This is a genomic window from Pseudomonas sp. Ag1 (assembly GCF_000278565.1).
Lineage (GTDB): Bacteria > Pseudomonadota > Gammaproteobacteria > Pseudomonadales > Pseudomonadaceae > Aquipseudomonas.
Map to the genome: position 1 here is coordinate 121693 of NZ_AKVH01000105.1, position 20723 is coordinate 142415.

Annotated in this window: 16 protein-coding genes and 1 other RNA gene; 7 read left to right on the forward strand and 10 right to left on the reverse strand. The window is 56.5% G+C overall.

What is annotated here, in order from left to right:
* Positions 1-2: 2 nt before the first annotated feature.
* On the reverse strand, positions 3-1187 hold the full coding sequence (locus A462_RS10875) for a M20 aminoacylase family protein (protein ID WP_008436817.1): 1185 nt from the start codon (positions 1185-1187) through the stop codon (positions 3-5).
* Positions 1188-1255: 68 nt separating this feature from the next.
* On the reverse strand, positions 1256-2563 hold the full coding sequence (locus A462_RS10870) for an MFS transporter (protein ID WP_008436820.1): 1308 nt from the start codon (positions 2561-2563) through the stop codon (positions 1256-1258).
* Positions 2564-2724: 161 nt separating this feature from the next.
* Between A462_RS10870 and A462_RS10865 the strand changes: the two genes are divergently transcribed.
* Together A462_RS10865 and A462_RS10860 are read left to right on the forward strand one after the other, a co-directional pair.
* Positions 2725-3642, forward strand: coding sequence for a LysR family transcriptional regulator (locus tag A462_RS10865; RefSeq protein ID WP_008436822.1), 918 nt, complete (start codon positions 2725-2727; stop codon positions 3640-3642).
* 830 nt (positions 3643-4472) lie between these two features.
* On the forward strand, positions 4473-7058 hold the full coding sequence (locus A462_RS10860; protein ID WP_008436823.1) for a DEAD/DEAH box helicase: 2586 nt from the start codon (positions 4473-4475) through the stop codon (positions 7056-7058).
* 471 nt (positions 7059-7529) lie between these two features.
* Here A462_RS10860 and A462_RS10855 read toward each other — a convergent pair whose 3' ends face one another.
* The 5 genes from A462_RS10855 to A462_RS10840 form a co-directional block, all read right to left on the reverse strand.
* The gene (locus A462_RS10855) at positions 7530-8786 is read right to left on the reverse strand and encodes an integrase domain-containing protein (RefSeq protein ID WP_008436824.1); all 1257 of its coding nucleotides are present in this window, start codon (positions 8784-8786) and stop codon (positions 7530-7532) included.
* A 185-nt stretch (positions 8787-8971) separates the two neighbouring features.
* Positions 8972-9365: a transfer-messenger RNA gene (gene ssrA / locus A462_RS33560) on the reverse strand.
* A 103-nt stretch (positions 9366-9468) separates the two neighbouring features.
* A complete protein-coding gene (locus tag A462_RS10850) occupies positions 9469-9753 on the reverse strand; it encodes a hypothetical protein (RefSeq protein ID WP_008436825.1) in 285 nt (94 codons plus the stop codon).
* A gap of 186 nt (positions 9754-9939) precedes the next feature.
* Positions 9940-12750 (reverse strand): FAD-binding and (Fe-S)-binding domain-containing protein, encoded by a 2811-nt coding sequence (locus tag A462_RS10845; RefSeq protein ID WP_008436826.1) that lies wholly within the window; start codon positions 12748-12750, stop codon positions 9940-9942.
* A 70-nt stretch (positions 12751-12820) separates the two neighbouring features.
* Positions 12821-14515 (reverse strand): lactate permease LctP family transporter, encoded by a 1695-nt coding sequence (locus tag A462_RS10840; protein ID WP_008436827.1) that lies wholly within the window; start codon positions 14513-14515, stop codon positions 12821-12823.
* Between the two features lie 261 nt (positions 14516-14776).
* Here A462_RS10840 and A462_RS10835 point away from each other — a divergent pair, with 261 nt between their 5' ends.
* Positions 14777-15544: an FCD domain-containing protein gene (locus A462_RS10835; protein WP_003212240.1), complete on the forward strand. Its 768-nt coding sequence runs from the start codon at positions 14777-14779 to the stop codon at positions 15542-15544.
* Positions 15545-15599: 55 nt separating this feature from the next.
* Here the strand turns inward: A462_RS10835 and smpB are convergent, their stop codons facing one another.
* Positions 15600-16082, reverse strand: coding sequence for an SsrA-binding protein SmpB (gene smpB, locus A462_RS10830; protein ID WP_003212238.1), 483 nt, complete (start codon positions 16080-16082; stop codon positions 15600-15602).
* Between the two features lie 168 nt (positions 16083-16250).
* Here smpB and A462_RS10825 point away from each other — a divergent pair, with 168 nt between their 5' ends.
* Both A462_RS10825 and A462_RS10820 read left to right on the forward strand, forming a co-directional pair.
* Positions 16251-16685 carry a type II toxin-antitoxin system RatA family toxin gene (locus tag A462_RS10825; protein ID WP_003212236.1) on the forward strand — a complete coding sequence of 145 codons (435 nt, stop codon included), beginning with the start codon at positions 16251-16253 and terminating at the stop codon, positions 16683-16685.
* A complete protein-coding gene (locus tag A462_RS10820) occupies positions 16678-16992 on the forward strand; it encodes an RnfH family protein (protein WP_008436835.1) in 315 nt (104 codons plus the stop codon). The genes A462_RS10825 and A462_RS10820 overlap by 8 nt, the downstream gene beginning before the upstream one ends.
* Positions 16993-17054: 62 nt before the next feature.
* Here A462_RS10820 and A462_RS10815 read toward each other — a convergent pair whose 3' ends face one another.
* The gene (locus tag A462_RS10815; protein WP_003212232.1) at positions 17055-17582 is read right to left on the reverse strand and encodes an outer membrane protein assembly factor BamE; all 528 of its coding nucleotides are present in this window, start codon (positions 17580-17582) and stop codon (positions 17055-17057) included.
* A 98-nt stretch (positions 17583-17680) separates the two neighbouring features.
* On the opposite strand from A462_RS10815, the gene fur reads away from it, so the two are divergent.
* A complete protein-coding gene (gene fur / locus A462_RS10810; RefSeq protein WP_003212228.1) occupies positions 17681-18085 on the forward strand; it encodes a ferric iron uptake transcriptional regulator in 405 nt (134 codons plus the stop codon).
* Positions 18086-18181: 96 nt separating this feature from the next.
* Here fur and recN read toward each other — a convergent pair whose 3' ends face one another.
* Complete coding sequence (gene recN / locus A462_RS10805; RefSeq protein WP_008436836.1) at positions 18182-19855, reverse strand: DNA repair protein RecN; 1674 nt, start codon at positions 19853-19855, stop codon at positions 18182-18184.
* 253 nt (positions 19856-20108) lie between these two features.
* Here recN and grpE point away from each other — a divergent pair, with 253 nt between their 5' ends.
* The gene (grpE, locus tag A462_RS10800; protein ID WP_003212224.1) at positions 20109-20669 is read left to right on the forward strand and encodes a nucleotide exchange factor GrpE; all 561 of its coding nucleotides are present in this window, start codon (positions 20109-20111) and stop codon (positions 20667-20669) included.
* Positions 20670-20723: the final 54 nt, after the last annotated feature.

The following is a 20723-nucleotide window of genomic DNA, read 5'->3' on the forward strand; positions in this document are numbered from 1 at the left end:
ATTTAGCTTAGATACCGCTCGACCAAGCGCGCCCAATAGGCAGCGCCGATTGGCAAGTTTTTGTCATTAAAATCGTAGGCCGGGTTATGAACCATACAACCATCTTCTCCAACGCCATTGCCCAAGCGTAAAAAACAACCTGGCCGCTGCTCAAGCATGTAAGCGAAGTCCTCGCTGGACATAAGCTGATCGGCATGAGCAATCACATGCTCATCACCCACTAGTTCCCGTGCTACTTGCAGAGCAAATTCGGTTTGCGCTCGGTTGTTGTCGATCACCGGGTAACCCGCCATATAGTCGATTGTGGCCGTTGCTCCATAACTGTTTGCCTGGGCATGGATCAGTGCTTCGATGCGCTCTTTCAGTTGACTACGTACCAGCTTGCTGAACGAGCGGATGCTCAGCTCAAGGTAAGCACTGTTAGAAATCACATTATTAGCAACACCCGCCTGAAGCAGACCGACCGTTACTACGGCGGGTTCGACAGGGTTGATATTGCGCGCAACAATGGTCTGAAGTGACATGACAATGCTGGACGCTACCACCACCGGGTCCACTGTAAGATGTGGGCGAGCCGCATGCCCTCCGAGACCATTAATAGTAATCGCGACCTTGTCGCTGGCCGACATGAACGGTCCGCTTCTAAATAAGAAGGTGCCTGGAGCCTCGCCCGGATGGTTGTGCATTCCGAATACGGCATCACAGGGAAAACGTTCGAACAAGCCATCATTTACCATGCGTTGCGCGCCGCTATCGAAGCCCTTCTCCTCGGCGGGTTGAAAATAGAGGTGCACCGTTCCGCAGAAGTTTCGTGTGCGCGCCAGATATTCAGCCGCCCCAAGCAGCATGGTGGTATGGCCGTCGTGGCCGCAGGCATGCATCTTTCCCTGATAGACACTGGCGTAAGGCAAGCCGGTCTGCTCGGTCAATGGCAGAGCATCCATGTCCGCTCGTATGCCAATGCTCTTGCCGGTGCCTACCGTCAGGCTGCCTACCACGCCGGTCTCCCCAACGCCTTCGGTTACGCTGAACCCCCAGGCCCGTAAGCTCTCTGCAACGAGTTTGGCGGTTTGAAACTCCTCGTAGGCCATTTCTGGATGCTGGTGAATATGACGGCGAATACGTGTCAGTTCCTCAGCACGAGGGCGTAGATCATCGACGTTGCAGTAGTGAGGTTCAGTCTTCATCACAGTGAATTCCTAGCGGTGAATAAGGTAGTGCAGAAGTGCTGTCAGTTGGGACGCATCCCCGGCTCTTACGGCTGAGCCTGGGTCGGTAAACGCAACGTCAACGTGCAAAGACCGCCGATCACTAAAAGGACGGCCATTACGGCCATCCCCGCAGCGAACGAACCGGTGAAGGTCTTCAAGGCTCCGATGATGGATGGACTAACAAAACCACCAAAGGCACCGATGCTGTTGATCAGGGCTATGCCCCCGGCGGCGGCAGTACCTTTGAGGTAGCTAGAGGGCACAGCCCAGAACACGGCATAGGCCGCGTAAGTGGATAGAGTTGCGAGGGTAATACTGCACAGCGCCAACGTTAGGTTGCTGGAACTGAAACCGGTCAGCACTAAACCTACCGCCCCCAGAAAGGCGGGCACAGCGCCATGCCAACGGCGTTCGCCCAAGCGATCGGAACTCCGAGCATTGATCAGCATCGCGAGAATGGCGACGCTGTAAGGGATCATTGAATAGAGGCCGATTTCGAAAATATCCTTTACGCCAGCGTCCCGCAGTATGCTAGGCAACCAGAAACTGACGGTATACAGACCGCAGATCAGACAGAAGTAAATGAGGGCCATCAGGTAAATTCGCCAATCCTTCAAAGCTGCAGCGAAAGTATGTTGCTTTGACGCCTGTACTTGCTCCAGATCATTCGCCAGCAACCGTTTTTCTTCTCCACTCAGCCATTTGGCCTGGTCCGGTGAGTCACTCAAAAAGAAAAACGCCGTTATACCCAAAAGAATGCAAGGCGCCCCTTCAAGAATGAACATCCACTGCCATCCCGCCAAACCATGAAGGTCGGCGAGAGCCCCCATGATCCAGGTCGACAATGGTCCACCGATGACGTTCGATACTGGACCTGCCAACAGGACGCACGCCATTACTTGAGCGCGACGCTTGCCTGAAAACCAGAACGTCAGATAGAGGATCATGCCTGGAGCAAATCCAGCCTCAAACACCCCTAGAAAAAACCGCAGGACATAAAATGTAGTGCTGTCATGGACAAACAGCATCGAAGTTGAAGCCACCCCCCACAACACCATGATGCGACTGAGTGTCTTACGTATTCCTACACGTGCCAGCCAGAGATTGCTCGGAACTTCGAACATTACATAACCGATAAAGAAAATCCCTGCCGCCAATCCATACACTGCATCGGTTAGGCCAAATTCTTGCTGCATTGCAATCTTGGCGTAACTGATATTGACCCGATCCAAATAGGCGAGGGCATAGCACAACAGCAGAAAGGGCAATAGGCGCCAACTGATTTTGCGATAAACCTTGCGTAGGGCTTCATCGGGGGGGATTGGTGTGATCAATAGTTCTGCTTGAGCCATGGTGAAGTCCTCACAAATTCCGTAGTTATTTTTATTGTGTCGATTAAAGGAGCTTGGCATCGCTCGGTTGACAGGAATTATGGAGAGGGGAGAAACTTCAAACAATAGCTATAGTTGCTGATGAGCGTTGCCTTAAAGGCAACAGATGGGAGCTCCCAAAATTGCAGAAAATTGGCCTTAATGAGAGACGCCTTCACTATTTTTCAGCGGTTGCAGAAACCGGCTCGATTCGAGGCGCAGCGGATCGCCTGAATATCGAACCCTCGGTGGTCAGCCGGCAAATTCACCAGTTAGAGAGCGAGTTGGGGGTGCAACTCCTACAGCGTCACGGCAGGGGCATCGTCCCCACGGAAGCAGCCAAACTGGTGATCAACCACTGTCGTGAGCGGCGTTCAAGCGAAGCATTGCTGCTGACTCGGATTTCTGAACTCAAGGGGCTGGAAAGAGGCGAGATTCACATTGTCGCGGGTGAAGGTTTCCGCGAGGAATTAGTCCGCTGGGTGCTTCGAGACTTCTGCCAGCAACACCCCAAGCTGGTCGTTACTTTGGAGTTTGCCAATGCCGTCGATACAGTACGGATGCTGGCAAGTGACCAGGCTCATATCGGTCTGGCATACCGTCCGCCAATTGATCCCGCTGTGCGTACGGTCATGGTGCGCAAACAGCCAATGTGCGTCATCACCTGGCCCGGCCATCCCCTTACCGAGAAGAAGCAGCCGCTGGCATTGGGTGATGTTTGCCCCTACCCGGTGGGCTTAATGTCCAACGGCTTTGGCTTAAGCAATTTGGTCAAGCTGGCGCAATACCACGATCGCATTCAATTCGAATCCAATCTGGTCACCAACTCAATCGCCACCCTCAAGAGCTATGTAAAAGCCCACCTAGGAGTGACTTTTCTGTCCTCGCATGCGGTGGCCAATGAAATCGCGGAAGGTACGCTTGTAGCGCTTAGGACCCGCAGCGAAGTATTCGAAAGTGCTGAGGCGCACCTGATGGTCCGGTCGGGGCGGCAACTGTCAGTTGCGGCTGAACGCTTGTTGGCCATGTTGAAACAGAAGGCTGTTTTTGATGGCTCATAAATCTTGATCTGGCAGTCCTGACAAGCCGATGCATGAGTTTGAAAGTGGAAAATCCGGTCCTCGGGTTCATGACTGACTAAGAGGACCAAGGTCTGGCCATAACTTCCACGCCCCAAGGCTCCTAGTCAAAAATGAGCAAAAGCAGTTGAACGCTTGGCCAATTTTTCGCCAGCAGCATGAACGAGCAAGGCCAACGCCCTTAGCCAAGCAGCTAAAGAGTGACGTCGCCAATGTGAATGTCATAAGCGTTCAATTTCACGGTAATGTCTAATTTCACACGAATGTGATTATTTAGCTGGCACCGCGCGTAATTATCATCAACTCACGTCGTGTTGTTGCATAAAACGCAACGACAACCACTGTGCATGCCATTGATGGCAACCATCACATATCGCTAACGTCGTTCTCTGACTACTGACAGCGCTGGAGGTTTTCGATGAGTGAATGGGTGATTCAAGGCGTGCTGGGCGGCCCAGGTCCCACGGTAGCAATCAAAGATACGATTGATGTCGCCCGATGGCCCACGCGGGCGGGCGAGGAGTCAGTCTCGAATACCGAATTTTGTCGGCCAAGGCCTAGGTTTCGACATTCTTTGGACTAGGAGTTACTCCGCCATGGGGCATAGATGGTGGACATGAAGGATCGTGCAACTTTGCCGAAGTCGTACGTGACCACATATTGCGGAGGGCGAGCGCATTGCGAGCAAGCTTGAGCCGCTGCTCAAACCCTGAGATAAAGTGCCTACCCGTCATACAGATGACGCAATCAACTGTCTGGTCTGTTCGTCGGTAGTAAATACCATTGGGGATCAACTAAAAGGATTGGAAAATATGGCTTTCAAGACGCCGCCGACCGGAGGGTCAGTGCCGGAGACACCAGACAAGCTGTTCCGTGAGCTTACACGACGCAAGTTCCCAGATGTGTTGCCCCATCAGGCTGAGATGATGCAGGCCTATGCAGCCTCGGCCCTTGATCATTCTGACGTCGCGCTGCAGCTACCGACGGGAAGTGGGAAGACTCTTGTGGGGCTGCTGATCGCGGAGTGGCGTCGAAGGAAATACAAAGAGCGTGTGGTCTACCTGTGCCCTACTAGGCAGTTGGTTCACCAAGTGGCAGAGCAGGCGAACGACAAATACGGGCTCTCCGTTGCCACTTTCGTAGGCAAGCAGCGCGAGTATTCTCCTGCCGCAAAGGCTGATTACCAGCAGGCAGAAAAAATCGCGATTACGACCTACTCTGGCCTCTTCAACACCAACCCGTATTTCAACGATGCTGACATCATTCTTGTCGATGACGCCCATGCCAGCGAGAACTACATCGCTTCGCACTGGACATTACGCATTAGTCGCCTCGACCCAAATCACGGTGCACTGCATCAGGCCTTGGCTAACGCGCTCACGCCATATCTGACACCGACAGATTTGTCCCGTCTACGCGGAGTCTGGGAGGATGTTGTGGATCGTACTTGGGTAGATAAGCTCGCTACTCCAACGCTTGCTTTGCTCAGCCCTCAGTTGGTTGAAATATTGGATACACACACCGCTGGCTGCGATCTGAAGTATCCATGGTCGCTACTGCGTGACCACATCGATGCATGTCATGTGTATCTATCGTCTCAGGAGATCCTGATACGCCCTCTTCTCCCTCCGACGTTCTCTCACCCAGCGTTTGGGGCCGCAAAGCAACGGATCTATATGTCCGCCACCTTGGGTACGGGCGGTGACCTAGAGCGATTGACTGGTCGCAAGGCGATAAAACGGCTACCAGCTCCTGCAGGATGGGATACACAAGGGGTCGGGCGCCGTTTCTTCATTTTTCCCGAAATGTCTCTTACAACGGACGAAACAACCGTCCTGCGAACTGAGCTAATGAAGCGCGCAGGGCGCAGCGTTGTCTTGGTACCCAGTGACCGGGCAGAGGACGCCATCGCAGAACAGGTTGATACTTTATTGAAGTATCCCGTCTATCACGCAAGTGATATCGAGGAGTCCAAGGCGGATTTCATTAACTGCGATCACGCAGTGGCCGTCGTGGCAAACCGGTATGACGGGATAGATTTCGCTGGCGACGAATGTCGACTGCTGTTTATTGAGGGCCTGCCGAAAGCAGTGAATTCTCAGGAACGATTCCTAATGACTCGGATGGGAGCTAATGCGCTTTATAACGAGCGAATTCAGACCCGTGTCGTTCAGGCAATCGGCCGCTGCACACGATCACTGGAAGACTATTCCGCCGTCGTGGTGTCGGGGGAGGAATTACCCGACTATCTGGCCGACGTTCGGCGCAGGCCCTTCTTCCATCCTGAGCTTCAAGCCGAGATTTCCTTCGGTGCCTTGCAGTCCAAAGACGCCACATTGGCCGATCTGATCGAAAATTTTGAGATGTTTTTGAAGAACGATCTGGACTGGGAGCAAGCCAATAACCAGATCGTCGAAGAACGTAAACGCGCCCAGCAGAAATTCCTACCTGCGATTGAAGAGTTGCACCAGGCGGTGGGATGGGAAATCGACTATCAGACAGCCCTTTGGCACCATAACTATGAAAGTGCGGTTAGTTTTGCTGAGCGTGTACTAGGTGTTCTCACTGCACCGGAGCTCAGAGGCTACCGCGCACTCTGGAACTACCTGGCGGGCTCGGCTTGTCACCTCGGTGCGCAAAGCGGCATTCCTTCGCTCGCCGCAAAGGCCAGGCAGTACTTCCGGGATGCCCACAAATGCGCTCCCAACATCACCTGGCTCACCGCCTTTGCTCGCCGAGAGGTCAACGACGCTGTAACGGCTCAGGCCGATGACATCGCGCTGCAGCGTCAGGTTGAGCGTGTAGGTGCTGAACTGACCCGCCTTGGAGCAACTCATGACCGTGAATTCGCAAAGAAAGAAAAGTTGATCCTTGAAGGGCTTCAACACCCTGATACTTTCGAGCTGGCGCAAAAAGACTTGGGAGGCTTGCTCGGGTTCAGTGCAGGAAAAATCGAATCAGATGGCTCGCCTGATCCTTGGTGGATTTCCGACTCGCAGTGCATTGTTTTTGAAGATTACGTCGACACTACGGATGGTACGCTTGCTGTAAACAAAGCACGGCAGGCAACCTCCCATCCAGATTGGATGAGATTGAATGTCGAGGAGTCCAGGGGCTGCGACTTCCTGACTGTACTGGTGACTCCGGCGCGGAAAATCCGCCAGGCCGCAGTGGTTCACGCCGATGGGCTACTGTATTGGGAGCTCAGCGATTTCCGCAGGTTTGCAGAGCACGCCTTGCAGACGGTGCGGGAGCTTCGCGCAAGCTTTTATGAGCAAGGCGATTTGGTGTGGCAGGCGGAAGCTGCTGATGTACTTAAGCAGCGGGGCATCGATTTCGCTTCGATCTGCAAGTACCTACGAAGTAGACCTGCCGTGGAATATATGGAAGAGGTATAGGTGCAGCTAGTGCGTCCCTGAGTTAATGCAGGGGCGCTTGCTCGACTTGTCTCTCATTCCGGTTCCTCCGCTTTGGGCACGCTCACGGAAGTAAGAGCCGTTTGATCTTGCAGGGCTGGTGCTCGCGCGGATGGGCTGTGGCAGGCCGGTTAGATTCTCCCGATGCTGTCATTATCCAACGAAACCGAACGCGATCCAGACCGAGACAGCTCCACCGCGTCGGGGTAAAAGTTGTATTGATAGGCAATCTTGATTTTGTTTATTGGGGTCACCCTGCCGCCTGTGGTTTTTAGCAATTTGGTCGTTGTAATCCCTGTCGAAGCAATATCGACCTGGTAGCTGCTTTCGATGTCGAGATTGACGGGGCCAGATAGGGGAGGCTTCGCCCGGCAACAATTTAGCCGTGCGTATCAAGAAATTCTTCTTTCTCCGATTTTTCGAATTTATAAATGGAGATTGTTGCGGTGGATGTTAACGGGTCGATGTTAGTTTGAGGCCTCTTGTTCCCTGAACGGCTGAGATCGACAAACTACCAGTAGCCGCATGATGAATGTGCTCGCTCCACCAGGTCATCATTGGGCGTCGTCTCTCAATGTAATCCGCACGATTGTAGGCGCTACGCACCTCGTCTTTGTCCACATGCGCAAGTGCTACCTCGATCAGCTCTGGGTCCCATCCCTGTTCGTTCAGGATGGTGCTGGCCATGGAACGCATTCCATGGCTCACCAATCGACCTTCAAAGCCCATACGTTTCAAGGCCATATTGGCCGTCTGGCTGTTGCAGTGAGTTCGTGGATCTCTATCTGCTGGGAACACAAACTCCCGATGGCCGCTGTAGGGTTTGATCGTCTGTAGCAGGGCAAGCGCGTGCTCGGTCAGCGGAATGACATGAGCGCGTCGCTTCTTCATGCGCTCCGCTGGAATCGTCCAGATTTTCTTGTTGAGGTCGATGTCAGCCCAGGAAGTCGTGGCGGCTTCCGCAGGACGGGTCATGGTGTGGAGCTGCCATTCGATCAGGCAACGTGTTGTTCTTTTTATGCTCGCATTGGCGATGGCGACCATTAGCTCTGGCAGCTCTTCTGGGTGGAGGGCAGCCATGTTTTGCTTTTTCGGTTTTTTGAAAACCGCCCGGATACCACTGAGTGGATTGGCAAAGATCATTCCCGAATTCACACCGTAGGTCATGATCTCGTTGAGTCGTTGGGTCAGTCGCTTCACTGTCTCCAAACTGCCTTTGGTTTCCAAAGGGCGCAGCAACTGGATGACCATCGGGGCATTGCACTGCGAGATAGGTGTTGTTCCTAGTGCTGGAAAGACATGCAGTGTGAGCGAGCGCCAGATGTCCTCGGCATAAGCCTGAGTGACGGAATCCTTTTTGAGTTCAAACCAGGCAGACGCCACATTCTCGAATGTGTGCTCGGTTGCCTGCCTTTTTGTCTGCTCCAGCGCGGTACGATGTTCTTTCGGGTCGATGCCCTGAGCGAGCAATTCTCTAGCATCGACTGTCTTCTTCCTGGCTTGCGCGAGGGAGAGCTCTGGGTAGGTGCCCAACCCCATATTGATACGATTCTTGGTGACCGGCTGCCGGTAGTTGAAGTTCCAGAGCGTCGAGCCGTTGACTCTCACTCGAAGCTGAAGGCCGTCCCCATCGCTTAGGACGTAATCCTTGTCTTTCGGTTTTACCGCTTTGAGTTGGCGATCAGAGAGTCGGGTGGCTTGGGCGCACATGAGGTATTCCATGACATCGTTCGGTATTCCAAAAACTACCACTGAAGGGCTTGGAATACCATGTGGAATACAAGAAGGCGTAGATTCTGACGGACGTCTGTGGACGCTAATAGACGCTAAGGCCCTGTATTTACTGGATTTTAGGCACAAAAAAAGACGCCCTCGGACGTCTTTAGATGATTATTTGGTGGAGCCGGGGGGATTTGAACCCCCGTCCGCCAGTACTCCGCTGTCGGTACTACATGCGTAGCCGTTTCTATTAAGTTAACCCTCAGCGACCCGAAGGGCAGGGTGCTTTGGGCGAGTTGTGTAAGTTTTAGCCGCTTCGTCCACAACGTACTGCACGGCGATTCTGTTCTATATGACAATCACTTTGGGTTTACAGACATCCCCTGATGATTGCTGGACCCGAAGGTACCAGGAGGGAAGGGCTAAGGCTGCTTACGCAGCGAGAGCGTATTCCCCGTAGGTTTCGTCATTGGCAACTATAAGAAGTTGCAACAGTGGATTTACGAGTTCTGTTACCAACTCGGCATGCACCTAAAGTTTCGCAACCGGCGTCGAATCCTAAACGGCCCCGTGCTTGTAACTCGTTGTTTCTTAGTGAGTGACAAGCCTGTGCAGTGTACGTCAATCGGTCACAGAAGGCCAACCCGAAGGTTGGCCTCGGGCAATCAGCGAGTTACTGATTGCCGCCTTTGTCCGAGTCTTGCAGGCTTTGCAGGGCCTTGGAGGTGATCTCGATGCATTTCTTGTCATCGCCTGCCGCATGGGCTGCCTTGGCTTGGGAAACGGCGGTGTCGATTTCGCCAGATTTGCCGCTGGTGTCGGTGGCGAGCAACGCTTTACCGTTGTTGATTTTGTCCAGGTTGATTTGGCACAGATCGTCTTTTGTTCCGGCCGCAAACGCGGGGGAGGCCAGCATCGCAGCGGTAATGAACAAACCAGCAAGAGCGGAACGCTTCATGGGTATCTCCTTGTGCAAATAGGGCTCGATGCTGCCGGTTTTCCGTGCAGCCAGCGAGGTCACTGATGAGCCTCGTTTGTCGAGGCCTATGCAGATGACTACGCCGGCGCGCAGGGGTTCTGTTTTGTCGCTGGATTAGTCGAAAAACCCCGAAATCATTAGGTTTGGCACCAAAAAGGGGCGGCTCTAATGGGCCCGCGCCTGGGTTACTCGGTCCACGAGGTAGACCAGGCCGTGGTAATCAATTCCACCGTGTTGCGTCAGACCAATCTCACACGTACGGCTGGTGGAGATGCCTTCGCTGCAATACTGCACCGCGTCCTTCAGGCTGCGTAGCGAGTGGGCATTCAGTTCTGGCGTGGTGAAGCCTTTGTCGCCGGCAAAACCACAACAATGAATGCCTTCAGGGATCACCACGTTTTTGCTGCAACGCCTGGCCAAGTCGATCAGCGCCTGGCTCTCTCCCAGGTGTTGGGTGCTGCAGGTGACGTGCACGGCGATCGGGGCTTCCTGGGGGGTGAAGTCGAGGCGGTCCATCAGGTGCGTGCGGATAAAGCGTACCGGGTCGTAGAGGTCGAGACGGGTTTCGGCCAGGTCCTGGACCAGGCGCAGGGTGCACGGGCTGGTGTCGCAGTAGATCGGGTCGAGGCCGCCCCGGCTGGCGTGGAGCAGGGCGCCGATCAGTTCCTGGCGTTTGTGTTCGGCTTGTTCGGCGTAGCCCTTGGATGCGAATGGTTGGCCGCAGCAGAGGTTGTCCTGATTGTCGGGAAAGACTACCTGGTAACCGGCTTTTTCCAGCAGGCCGCGGGTTTTGTCGTACAGCGACATCTGTTCGTGGTCGCCGGCTGCCGGGCCCATCGCGCGTGATACGCAGGCGGCGAGGTACACCACGCGGGGGCGCTCATCGCTCACGGCGGGGCTGAAGCGAATGGCCTTTTCCGGTTGCGGCATGGCGTTGGTCCACTGGGGGATTTGCCCCTTGGACAGGCGGGTCACCGTGGCCGAGAGCTTCGCCAGTCGCGGCGCGCCCAGCAGCATGCGCGCACCGTTGGCTACGTGCAGGGTGAAGCGCGCACCTTGCAAGGCGGTGGCGAAGTGCGTCGACAGCCATTCGGCGGTTTTCGTACGGTCGGCGTCGCGGCTGCGCAGCTTTTTCACCAGGTCGCCGGTATTGATGCCTACCGGGCAGCGTTGGGCGCAAAGCCCGGTGGCCGCGCAGGTATCGATGCCCTGGTATTGATACGCCGCTTCCAGTTCAGTGGTGTCGATACCGGCGCGTTTCCTGGCCTGGATATCGCGCCAGATCACAATGCGCTGGCGCGGGCTCAGGGTCAGTCCTCTCGACGGGCATACAGGTTCGCAGAAGCCGCACTCGATGCACTTATCCACAAGCTTGTCGGCGGCAGGCAGGGGCTTGAGGTGCTTGAGGTGGATTTGCGGGTCTTCGCTGAGCACCACGTCCGGGTTGAGAATGCCATTGGGGTCGAGCAGGCGCTTGAGCTGCCACATCAATTGGTAGGCATCGCTGCCCCATTCCAGCTCGACAAAGGGCGCCATGTTGCGACCGGTACCGTGCTCGGCCTTCAGCGAGCCGCCAAACTCCACGGCCACCAACTGGGCGACGTCTTCCATGAACGCCTGGTAGCGTGCGACTTCTTGCGCGCTGTTGAAGCCTTGGGTGAACACAAAGTGCAGATTGCCTTCCAGGGCGTGTCCGAAAAGGATCGCTTCGTCGTAGTGATGTTTGTCGAACAGCTCGATCAGGCGATTAACGCCAATTGCCAGTTGTTCCACCGGGAAGGTCACGTCTTCGATAATCACGGTGGTGCCGGTTTTACGCACGGCGCCTACGGCGGGGAAGGTGTCTTTGCGGATCGCCCACAGCCGGGCGTTTTCTACCGGGTCTTGAGTGAAGTCGACTTGTTTCTCCACCGGGAAGCTGGCCAGGGAAGCCATGATCAGCGCCAGTTGCTCATGCAGCAGCGAGGGCGAGGCGGCGCGGGATTCGATCAGCAGGGCGCAGGCATTTTCCGATAGCTGCTGTACGAAAGCCGGCATGCCGGGTTTGTCCTGCACCGAACGCATGCTGCGGCGGTCCAGTAGTTCAACCGCTGAAACAGGTTGGGTTTTGAGTACGGTCACCGCGTTGCAGCAGGTTTCCACATCCGGGAACACGATCAGGGCCGAGGCTTTGTTCGGGTGGTCGATCACCGTGTCGTAGGTCACTGCGCTGATAAAGCCCAACGTACCTTCGGAACCCACCAGCAGGTGGCTGAGGATATCCAGTGGCTCGTCGAAATCCACCAGGGCGTTGAGTGACAAGCCGGTGGTATTTTTCAGACGGTATTTGTGGCGGATTTTTGCAGCCAGTTCAGCATTTGCCCGGGTTTCGCGACCCAGGTTTGCCAGGCGTTCAAGCAGGTCGCCGTGACGTTGGCGAAAGGCCGCAACACTGGCCGGATCTTCCGTGTCCAGGCGGCTGCCGTCGGCCAGTACCAAGCGAATGCCCGCCAAGGTGTGGTAGGTGTTCTGGGCCGTGCCGCAGCACATGCCGCTGGCATTGTTGGCGACGATGCCGCCAATTTTGCAGGCATTGATCGACGCCGGATCCGGACCGATTTTGCGCCCGAATGGCGCCAGCCAGGCGTTGGCTTGCGCCCCGATCACGCCGGGCTGCAAGCGGATTTGTGTGCCCTGGCCGCGAATCTCGCGCCCGTTCCAATTGTCCCCCAGCACGATCAGTACCGAGTCGCTGATGGCCTGTCCGGAAAGGCTGGTGCCCGCCGCACGAAAGGTCACCGGCACGCGATCGCGTTGGGCCAGTTGCAGCAGCGCCACCACCTCATCTTCCGACTCGACACGGATCACCAGTTGTGGGATCAGTCGGTAAAAGCTGGCGTCGGTGCCGAAGGCGAGGGTGGAAAGTGGATCGTCGAAACGACGATCTTTCGGGATCAGTTGTGCGGCGTCGCTCAGAAAAGCAGCAGGCAGGCTCATCGGTCCTCCAGAAATAGCAGACGCCGGAATCGCTGCCCGGCGTCGGTTCTTACCCTATCGCGTGCAGGTCTTAGTGCACCAGCATACCGGTGAACCAGTAAGCCTGGGCCAAGGTGATCAGCCCGACGATCGTCGCGAAAAACAGGCTGTGCTTGAGGGTAAAGCGGAACAGGTCGGATTCCTTGCCCACCAGGCCAGTCGCGGCGCATGCCACGGCAATCGACTGCGGCGAGATCATCTTGCCGGTCACGCCGCCGCTGGTGTTCGCCGCTACCAGCAAGGTGTCGTTGACGCCGATCTGGTGCGCGGTGGTGGCTTGCAGCGAGCTGAACAGGGCGTTGGATGAAGTATCAGAACCCGTCAGGAATACCCCGAGCCAGCCAAGGAATGGCGAGAAGAACGGGAATGCCGCGCCGGTAGCCGCCAGCACCAGGGCCATGGTTGATGACATGCCCGAATAGTTGGTGACGAAGGCAAAGGCCAGCACCATGCCGATGGAAAGGATCGGCCAGCGCAGCTCATAAAAGGTTTCTTTCAAGGTGGTCAGACCAGTTTTGAAATCAATCTTCAGCACCAGCATCGATACCAGGGCGGAGAAGAAAATCGCCGTGCCGGTGGCGGAAATCGGATCAAGCTTGAATACCGCCGGGATGGCTGTCGGGGTGGCAACGATGGGCGCAACCTTGATCACCAGTTGATCCAGGTGCGGGATCGCAAAGTTGAACACCGAGCTGTACATCGCGCCGCCGGCGGTGAACATCGCCTTGAAGGGCTTGAGGGTCCAGATGGTGACCAGCACGGTCAGGATCAGGAACGGCGACCAGGCCTTGAAAATTTCCCCCAGGCTGTAAGGCGAAGCCAGGGTGTTGCGAGGCAGGCCAAAGCCACCGGCGCTGGCAGTGACGGCAGTGCCGGACGTTGCGCCAGCGATTTGCGCGCCGGCACTGCGCTTGGGCTGCCAGACTTTCAGGAACAGGGTCAGGGAAATCAGGCTGGCCAGGGCCGAGGTGATGTCCGGCAGTTCCGGGCCGATGTAGTTCGAGGTGAAGAACTGGGTAACGGCGAAGCTCAGGCCTGCAACCAGTGCGGCTGGCCAGGTTTCCTTGACGCCGCGCAGGCCGTCCATCATGAACACCAGCCAGAACGGCACGAACAGTGACAGCAGCGGCAACTGGCGACCGGCCATGGCGCCGATCTTGAACGCGTCGATCCCGGTCACCTGCCCGGCCACGATGATCGGAATCCCCAGTGCGCCGAACGCAACGGGGGCGGTGTTGGCAATCAGGCACAGGCCGGCGGCATACAGCGGGTTGAAACCCAGGCCTACCAGCAGTGCGGCAGTAATCGCCACCGGTGCGCCGAAACCGGCGGCGCCTTCCAGGAACGCGCCGAAGCAGAAGCCGATCAGCAGCACTTGCAGGCGCTGGTCGTCGGTAATCGACAGCACGGAGCTGCGGATGATTTCGAACTGGCCGCTCTTGACCGTCAGTTTGTACAGGAATACGGCGGCGACGATGATCCAGGCGATTGGCCACAGGCCGTAGGCGAAGCCATAACCGGCGGCGGCGAGCGCCATGTCGACCGGCATCTGGAAGGCAAATATCGCCACCAGGATCGACAGTGCCAGGGTGATGCTGCCCGCAACGTGGCCTTTGAGGCGAAACACCGCCAGGGCCAGGAAGAAAAATACGATGGGAATGACGGCGGCCAGTGCGGACAGGCCGAGGCTGCCGAGCGGGCTGTAGAGCTGTTGCCAGGTTTGCATATGGGGTGGCCCCTAATTGTTGTTGGTCAGGCACTGCTTGGATGATTTGGGTAATTGGTATTACCAATTTACAATCACCGTTGGCTAGGTTAAAAGCCTTCTGGGGGATGTGTCAATTTGCCGCTTGTGAATCTTTGGTCGTAGGTCGGGGTTGGTGGGGGCTGATTGGCTTAAACGAGGGCGTTCTGATAGGTGCCGGATACGCGGCGATAGGCCAGAATAGGGGCCCCGGCGAGTGGTCGGGATGGTGGAGAGTGAGCTATGGGGTTTGATCAGGTGCGTCAGCGCCGTTTGTCTGACGACATCGTCGAGCAGCTTGAGGGCATGATCCTTGAGGGCACGCTGAAGTCGGGCGAGCGCTTGCCGGCCGAGCGCGCACTGGCCGAGCAGTTCGGGGTGTCGCGTCCGTCGTTGCGTGAGGCGATCCAGAAGCTGGTGGCAAAAGGTTTGCTGATCAGTCGCCAGGGTGGTGGCAATTATGTGGTGGAGTCGCTGGGTTCAACCTTCAGTGATCCGCTGCTGCATCTGCTGGAAAATAATCCGGAGGCTCAGCGTGATCTTCTGGAGTTTCGCCAGACCCTGGAGGCCTCGTGCGCGTATTACGCAGCGTTGCGTGCCACTGAGGTGGACCGCGAGCGACTGACTGCGGCGTTCGAGGAGTTGCAGGATTGCTACACGCGGTCGGATGAAGTGAGTCGGGCGGAAGAGGGGGCGGCGGATGCGAGGTTTCACTTGGCCATCGCCGAGGCCAGCCATAACGCGGTATTGCTGCACACCATTCGCGGCCTGTTCGACCTGCTCAAGCGCAACGTGGTGACCAACATTGGTGGCATGTACCAGCAGCGTACGGAGACCCGCGACATGCTGATCAATCAGCATCGGGACCTGTACCTGGCGATTATCGAGGGGCGTGCCGAGCAGGCACGGGAAGTATCAACACGTCACCTGCTGTATGTGCAGGAAGTGCTGGAGGAAGTGCGGCAGGAGGTTCAGCGCATGGCCCGGGCGGAACGGCGCAAAGGGATGTAGCAAATGCTGTGGATGAGGGAGCGGGCTCCGTCATCCACATCAAGTCACAAGAAAGTCAGTCTTCCTTGCCCTTGTTGCGCACGGCACGCTGCAATTCCCGGTTGGAATCGCGCTCGCGCTCGGTATCACGCTTGTCGTATTCCTTTTTGCCCTTGCCCAGTGCGATCTCGCACTTGACCAGGTGCTTGCTCCAGTACCACGACAGGCAGACACAAGCGTAGCCCTTTTGCTGCACAGCGGCGTGGAGTTTTTCCAGCTCGCGGGCATTGAGCAACAACTTGCGCGTGCGCACCGGGTCGGCGATCACGTGGGTGCTCGCGGTCATCAGCGGCGTGATATGACTGCCGAGCAGCCATGCCTCGCCGTCTTTGAGCAGCACATAACTGTCGACCAGCTGCAGCTTGCTGGCACGCAGACTTTTTACTTCCCAGCCGGCCAGGACCAGACCAGCCTCGAAACGATGTTCGATGAAGTAATCGTGTCGCGCCTTTTTATTTTGCGCGATGGTCCCTGTTGGGTGTTTCTTTTGTTTAGCCATAGGGGCGGCATTATAGGGAGTTGCGAGCGCGTCGGCTACGGTCAACCTGCGTGCTTGAGCGTGTTGAATGAATCCCGGACAATGCAGGCTGGTTTTTGATTTTTTTCTTTCGCGAATCCTGTTGTCCTTTCGCGATGTTTGCCGCTCAGCTGTGGAAATAACGCTCACATGACGACGCATATTCAACGTTCGGCCCTGTTGCCTTATCCGGCACAGGCGCTCTATGACCTGGTCAACGACGTGGCGCGTTACCCGGAGTTCCTGCCTTGGTGTTCGACTGCCGAGGTGTTGGAGAGCAGTGATGAGCACATGGTTGCCAGCGTGGGGGTGGCAAAGGGCGGCTTGAGCCAGCACTTTGTCACGCGCAACACGCTGGTGCCCGGGCAGTCCATCGAGATGAATCTCGAAGAAGGTCCGTTCACTCAGTTGCACGGTGTGTGGGTGTTCAAGGCGTTGAACGAGAAAGCCTGCAAGATCAGCCTGGACCTGTCGTTCGACTATGCCGGCCCTATCGTGCGTGCCACCCTGGGGCCACTGTTCAATCAGGCGGCGAATACTCTGGTGGACGCGTTTTGCCAGCGCGCCAAGCAAATGCATGGCTGAGCCATTGGTTGAAATCGAGGTGGTGTACGCCGCGGTGGATCGCCAGGTGTTGATGAGCCTGGCAGTAGCGCCGGGTTCAAGCCTCAGGGCGGCGGTGCAGGGTTCTGGAATGGCCGCGCAATTCCCGGAGCTGAATTTGGAGAATTGCCCTTTGGGGATTTTCGGCAAGGTGGTTGCGGACGCGGATGTTCGTTGTGTGCAGGCTGGAGACCGAATCGAGATCTATCGGCCATTGCTGGCAGATCCGATGGAGATACGTCGCTTGCGTGCGGCGAAGGCTGCCAAGGCAAAACAGCAGAATTCATAGCTTGAGAAACGGCAGACAACAAAAAGCCCGGCATGCCGGGCTTTTTATCGAGCGTTACAAACTTACTGCGGGCTGGCGTCCAGAGGTTCTGGAGTTGGCACCGGAACGGTTTGCACGCCGTCGACGCCTTTCTGGATCTCGTCCAACAACGAGCCAGGCTTGGCCGGTACTTCGGACTTCGGCTTCTCCTCGTTCTGCGCGGGCGCAGGAGCGGTGGTGCCGTTGTCCTTGCCCAGCAAGGCTTCATCGCGGCTTACGCCCGGTTTGAAGTCCCCCGACAGGCTGACGAGCTGGTCATTGCCATTGAAGATGACACTGACTCGCTCCTGCTGGCGTTCACCGCCACCAGGTTGGATGCTATAGAGATAATCCCAGCGATCGGCATGGAATGTGTCGGTCAGCAGGGGATTGCCCATGATAAACCGTACTTGCCGTCGGGTCATTCCCGGGCGTAACTGGTCTATCATGTCCTGCGTGACGACATTGCCCTGCTGGATGTCGATTTTGTAAACCCCGGGGAATGAACAACCGGCGAGTGCGAGCAGTCCCACAAAGGTGAAACTGGTTAGCAAGAGCTTGGTGTTTTGCATCGGTGGGCGACTTCCACTATCTTGGCTGGGACAACGTAAACGCCGATCATACCCGTATTAAGAGAAGCTGCGAAGCAGCATCCGCGAGAAAGCTAACCATGGTTGAAAATAGCGAACTACGCAAAGCCGGTCTTAAAGTGACTCTGCCACGAGTCAAGATTCTACAAATGCTCGATTCTGCTGAGCAGCGCCACATGAGTGCCGAGGATGTATACAAGGCGCTGATGGAGTCTAACGAGGACGTCGGCCTGGCCACGGTTTACCGTGTTCTGACCCAGTTTGAAGCAGCAGGACTGGTGGTTCGTCATAATTTCGACGGCGGTCATGCAGTGTTCGAACTGGCCGACGGCGGTCATCACGACCACATGGTTGACCTGGATACCAATGAGGTTATCGAGTTCACCAGTCCGGAAATCGAGAAGCTCCAGCACATGATCGCTGAGCAGCATGGATTCGATTTGGTGGACCACAATCTGGTTCTCTACATACGTAAGAAAAAGTAAGAAAGCTACGCAGATTCGCTCTGCGAAACGATCGAAGGCGACCCTAGGGTCGCCTTCGTGCTTTCTATAGAAAGAAAATACTCAGTAAGCCAGGCTTCAGGCCTTCGCGGTTACCACCATTTTCTTCGCGTGAGCCAAGGACTCCTTGGTCAAGTCGATGCCGCCGAGCATCCGCGCCACTTCTTCTACCCGTTCGGTCTTGTTCAGCTTGGACACGGCGGTATGGGTCGCATCGCTGCCGCGCACCTTGTGCACGAACAAGTGCTGATGCCCTTGGGCGGCTACTTGTGGCAAGTGGGTGACGGTCAGTACCTGGCCGCGATCGCCCAGCCGGCGCAGCAACTGGCCCACGATCTCGGCAGTCGGGCCGCCGATCCCTACGTCCACTTCATCGAATACCAGTGTTGGCACGCGAGAGGTCTGGGCGGTGATCACCTGAATCGCCAGGCTGATCCGCGACAGCTCGCCGCCGGAAGCTACCTTTGCCAGTGCCTTGAGTGGCTGGCCCGGGTTCGCGCTGACCAGCAGCTCTACCTGTTCAAGGCCGTTGGGCAGCAGTTCATTGCTGGTGTTGGTGTGCAGCTCGATGGTGAAGCGCCCGCCGGGCATGCCCAGGCGCTGAATTTCCTGCTCTACCGCACTGGCCAGGCCGGTCGCTGCCTGATGGCGCAGGTCGCTGAGCTCTCGGGCTTTCTCGTGATAATGACGAGCAAAGGACGCCAGCTCTTCACCCAGTCGCTCGATGGATTCGTCGTTGGCGTTCAGGGTTTCAATTTCATCCAGCAGCTTTTGCTGCATGGTTGCGACTTCGGTCGGCTGGATCCGGTGTTTGCGCGCCAGGGTGTAGATGGTGTCCAGGCGCTCTTCTATATCCTGCAGGCGGGCTGGGTCGGCATCGAAGTGATCGAGGAAGCGGTTCAGCTCGCCCACGGCTTCTTCTACCTGGATTTGCGCGCTGGTCAGCAAGGTGGTGGCTTCGTTCAGCGAGCCTGATGCGTTATTCACGCTGGATAGCCGGTTCAGGCTGGCAGTCAGGGCGTTGAGCACATTGCCGGAGTCACTTTCGCTGCACTGCTCCACTACTTGCCGACAGATACCCAGCAGGGTTTCGGCGTTGGTCAGGTTCTTGTGTTCCTGTTCCAGTTGCTCCAGTTCCGTCTCGCCGAGCCCCAGGCTTTCCAGTTCTTCCAGTTGGTAGCTGAGCAACTGGTGACGGGCGCGCTGCTCGTCGCCGGAGTTGGAGAGGCGCTCCAGCTCCTGGCGGGTCTGGCGCCAGCGTTGCGCGGCCAGTTGCACTTGGCGCGCCAGGTCCGTGGCGCCGGCGTACTCGTCGAGGAGTCGGCGATGGGTGTCGGTTTTCAGCAGGGACTGGTGTTCATGCTGGCTGTGGATATCGATCAGCAGTTCGCCCAGGGCTTTCAAATCGCCGAGCGGGCAGGGCGTGCCATTTATATAGCCGCGGGAGCGCCCTTCGGCCGTGATCACCCGGCGCAGGATGCACGGGCCTTCATTGTTAAGGTCGCGCTCGGCAAGCCAGGCCTCGGCTTCCGGGATATCGGCCAGGTCAAAGGTGGCGAGGATATCGGCCTTGTCGGCACCCGGGCGTACCACCCCGCTGTCGGCGCGATCACCCAGGGTCAGGCCCAGGGCGTCGAGCATGATCGACTTGCCGGCGCCGGTTTCGCCTGTGATTACGCTCATCCCGCGATCCAGTTCAAGATCCAGATGTTCAACGATGGCGTAGTTATGTACGGACAGGTGCACCAGCATGACGGCCGCTCCCAGGCTTTAGGTCTGGTTATTTATACAGTGTTTTGTTTGGAGGTGACAATCCTGATGCTTAGTCCGATTTGCTTGAATAGCTGGCTTTTTAAGCGCAACAGGGAATGATTGATAAGAATTGATCCAGGACAAGTGAAAGACTTTTGGTAACGCCTCGACCCTTGAACCTGAAAATTGTGGCCCCATATACCGGAACAGAAGCGCGAGTCGAGTTCGCGCATGATTTTGAAAGGAGAAATCTATGGCTGACGAACAGACGCAGGATACGCAAAATCCAGACGCCAACCAGGCCGCAGGTGAAGACCTGGCCGCTCGTGTGCAAGTGCTCGAAGAGCAATTGGCAGGCGCACAGGATCAATCGTTGCGTGTTGCCGCCGATCTGCAGAACGTCCGCCGCCGCGCCGAGCAGGATGTAGAAAAAGCTCACAAATTCGCCCTGGAAAAATTTGCCGGTGATCTGTTGCCGATCATCGACAGCCTGGAGCGTGGCCTTGAGCTGTCCAACCCGGACGACGAAAACATCCGCCCAATGCGCGAAGGGATCGAACTGACCCTGAAAATGTTCCAGGACACCCTGAAGCGTTATCAGCTGGAAGCCATCGATCCGCAAGGCGGCGAGCCGTTCAATGCCGAGCATCACCAGGCAATGGCGATGCAGGAAAACGCTGATCTTGAGCCGAACAGCGTATTGAAGGTGTTCCAGAAGGGTTACCAGCTCAACGGTCGCTTGCTGCGCCCGGCAATGGTTGTGGTGAGCAAGGCTCCTGCACCGGTTGCACCTTCTATTGATGAGCAGGCTTGAAATAAGTCGTAACGGCCCCATCTATAAGTCAAGCGTTTAAGTACTGCCGCAGTT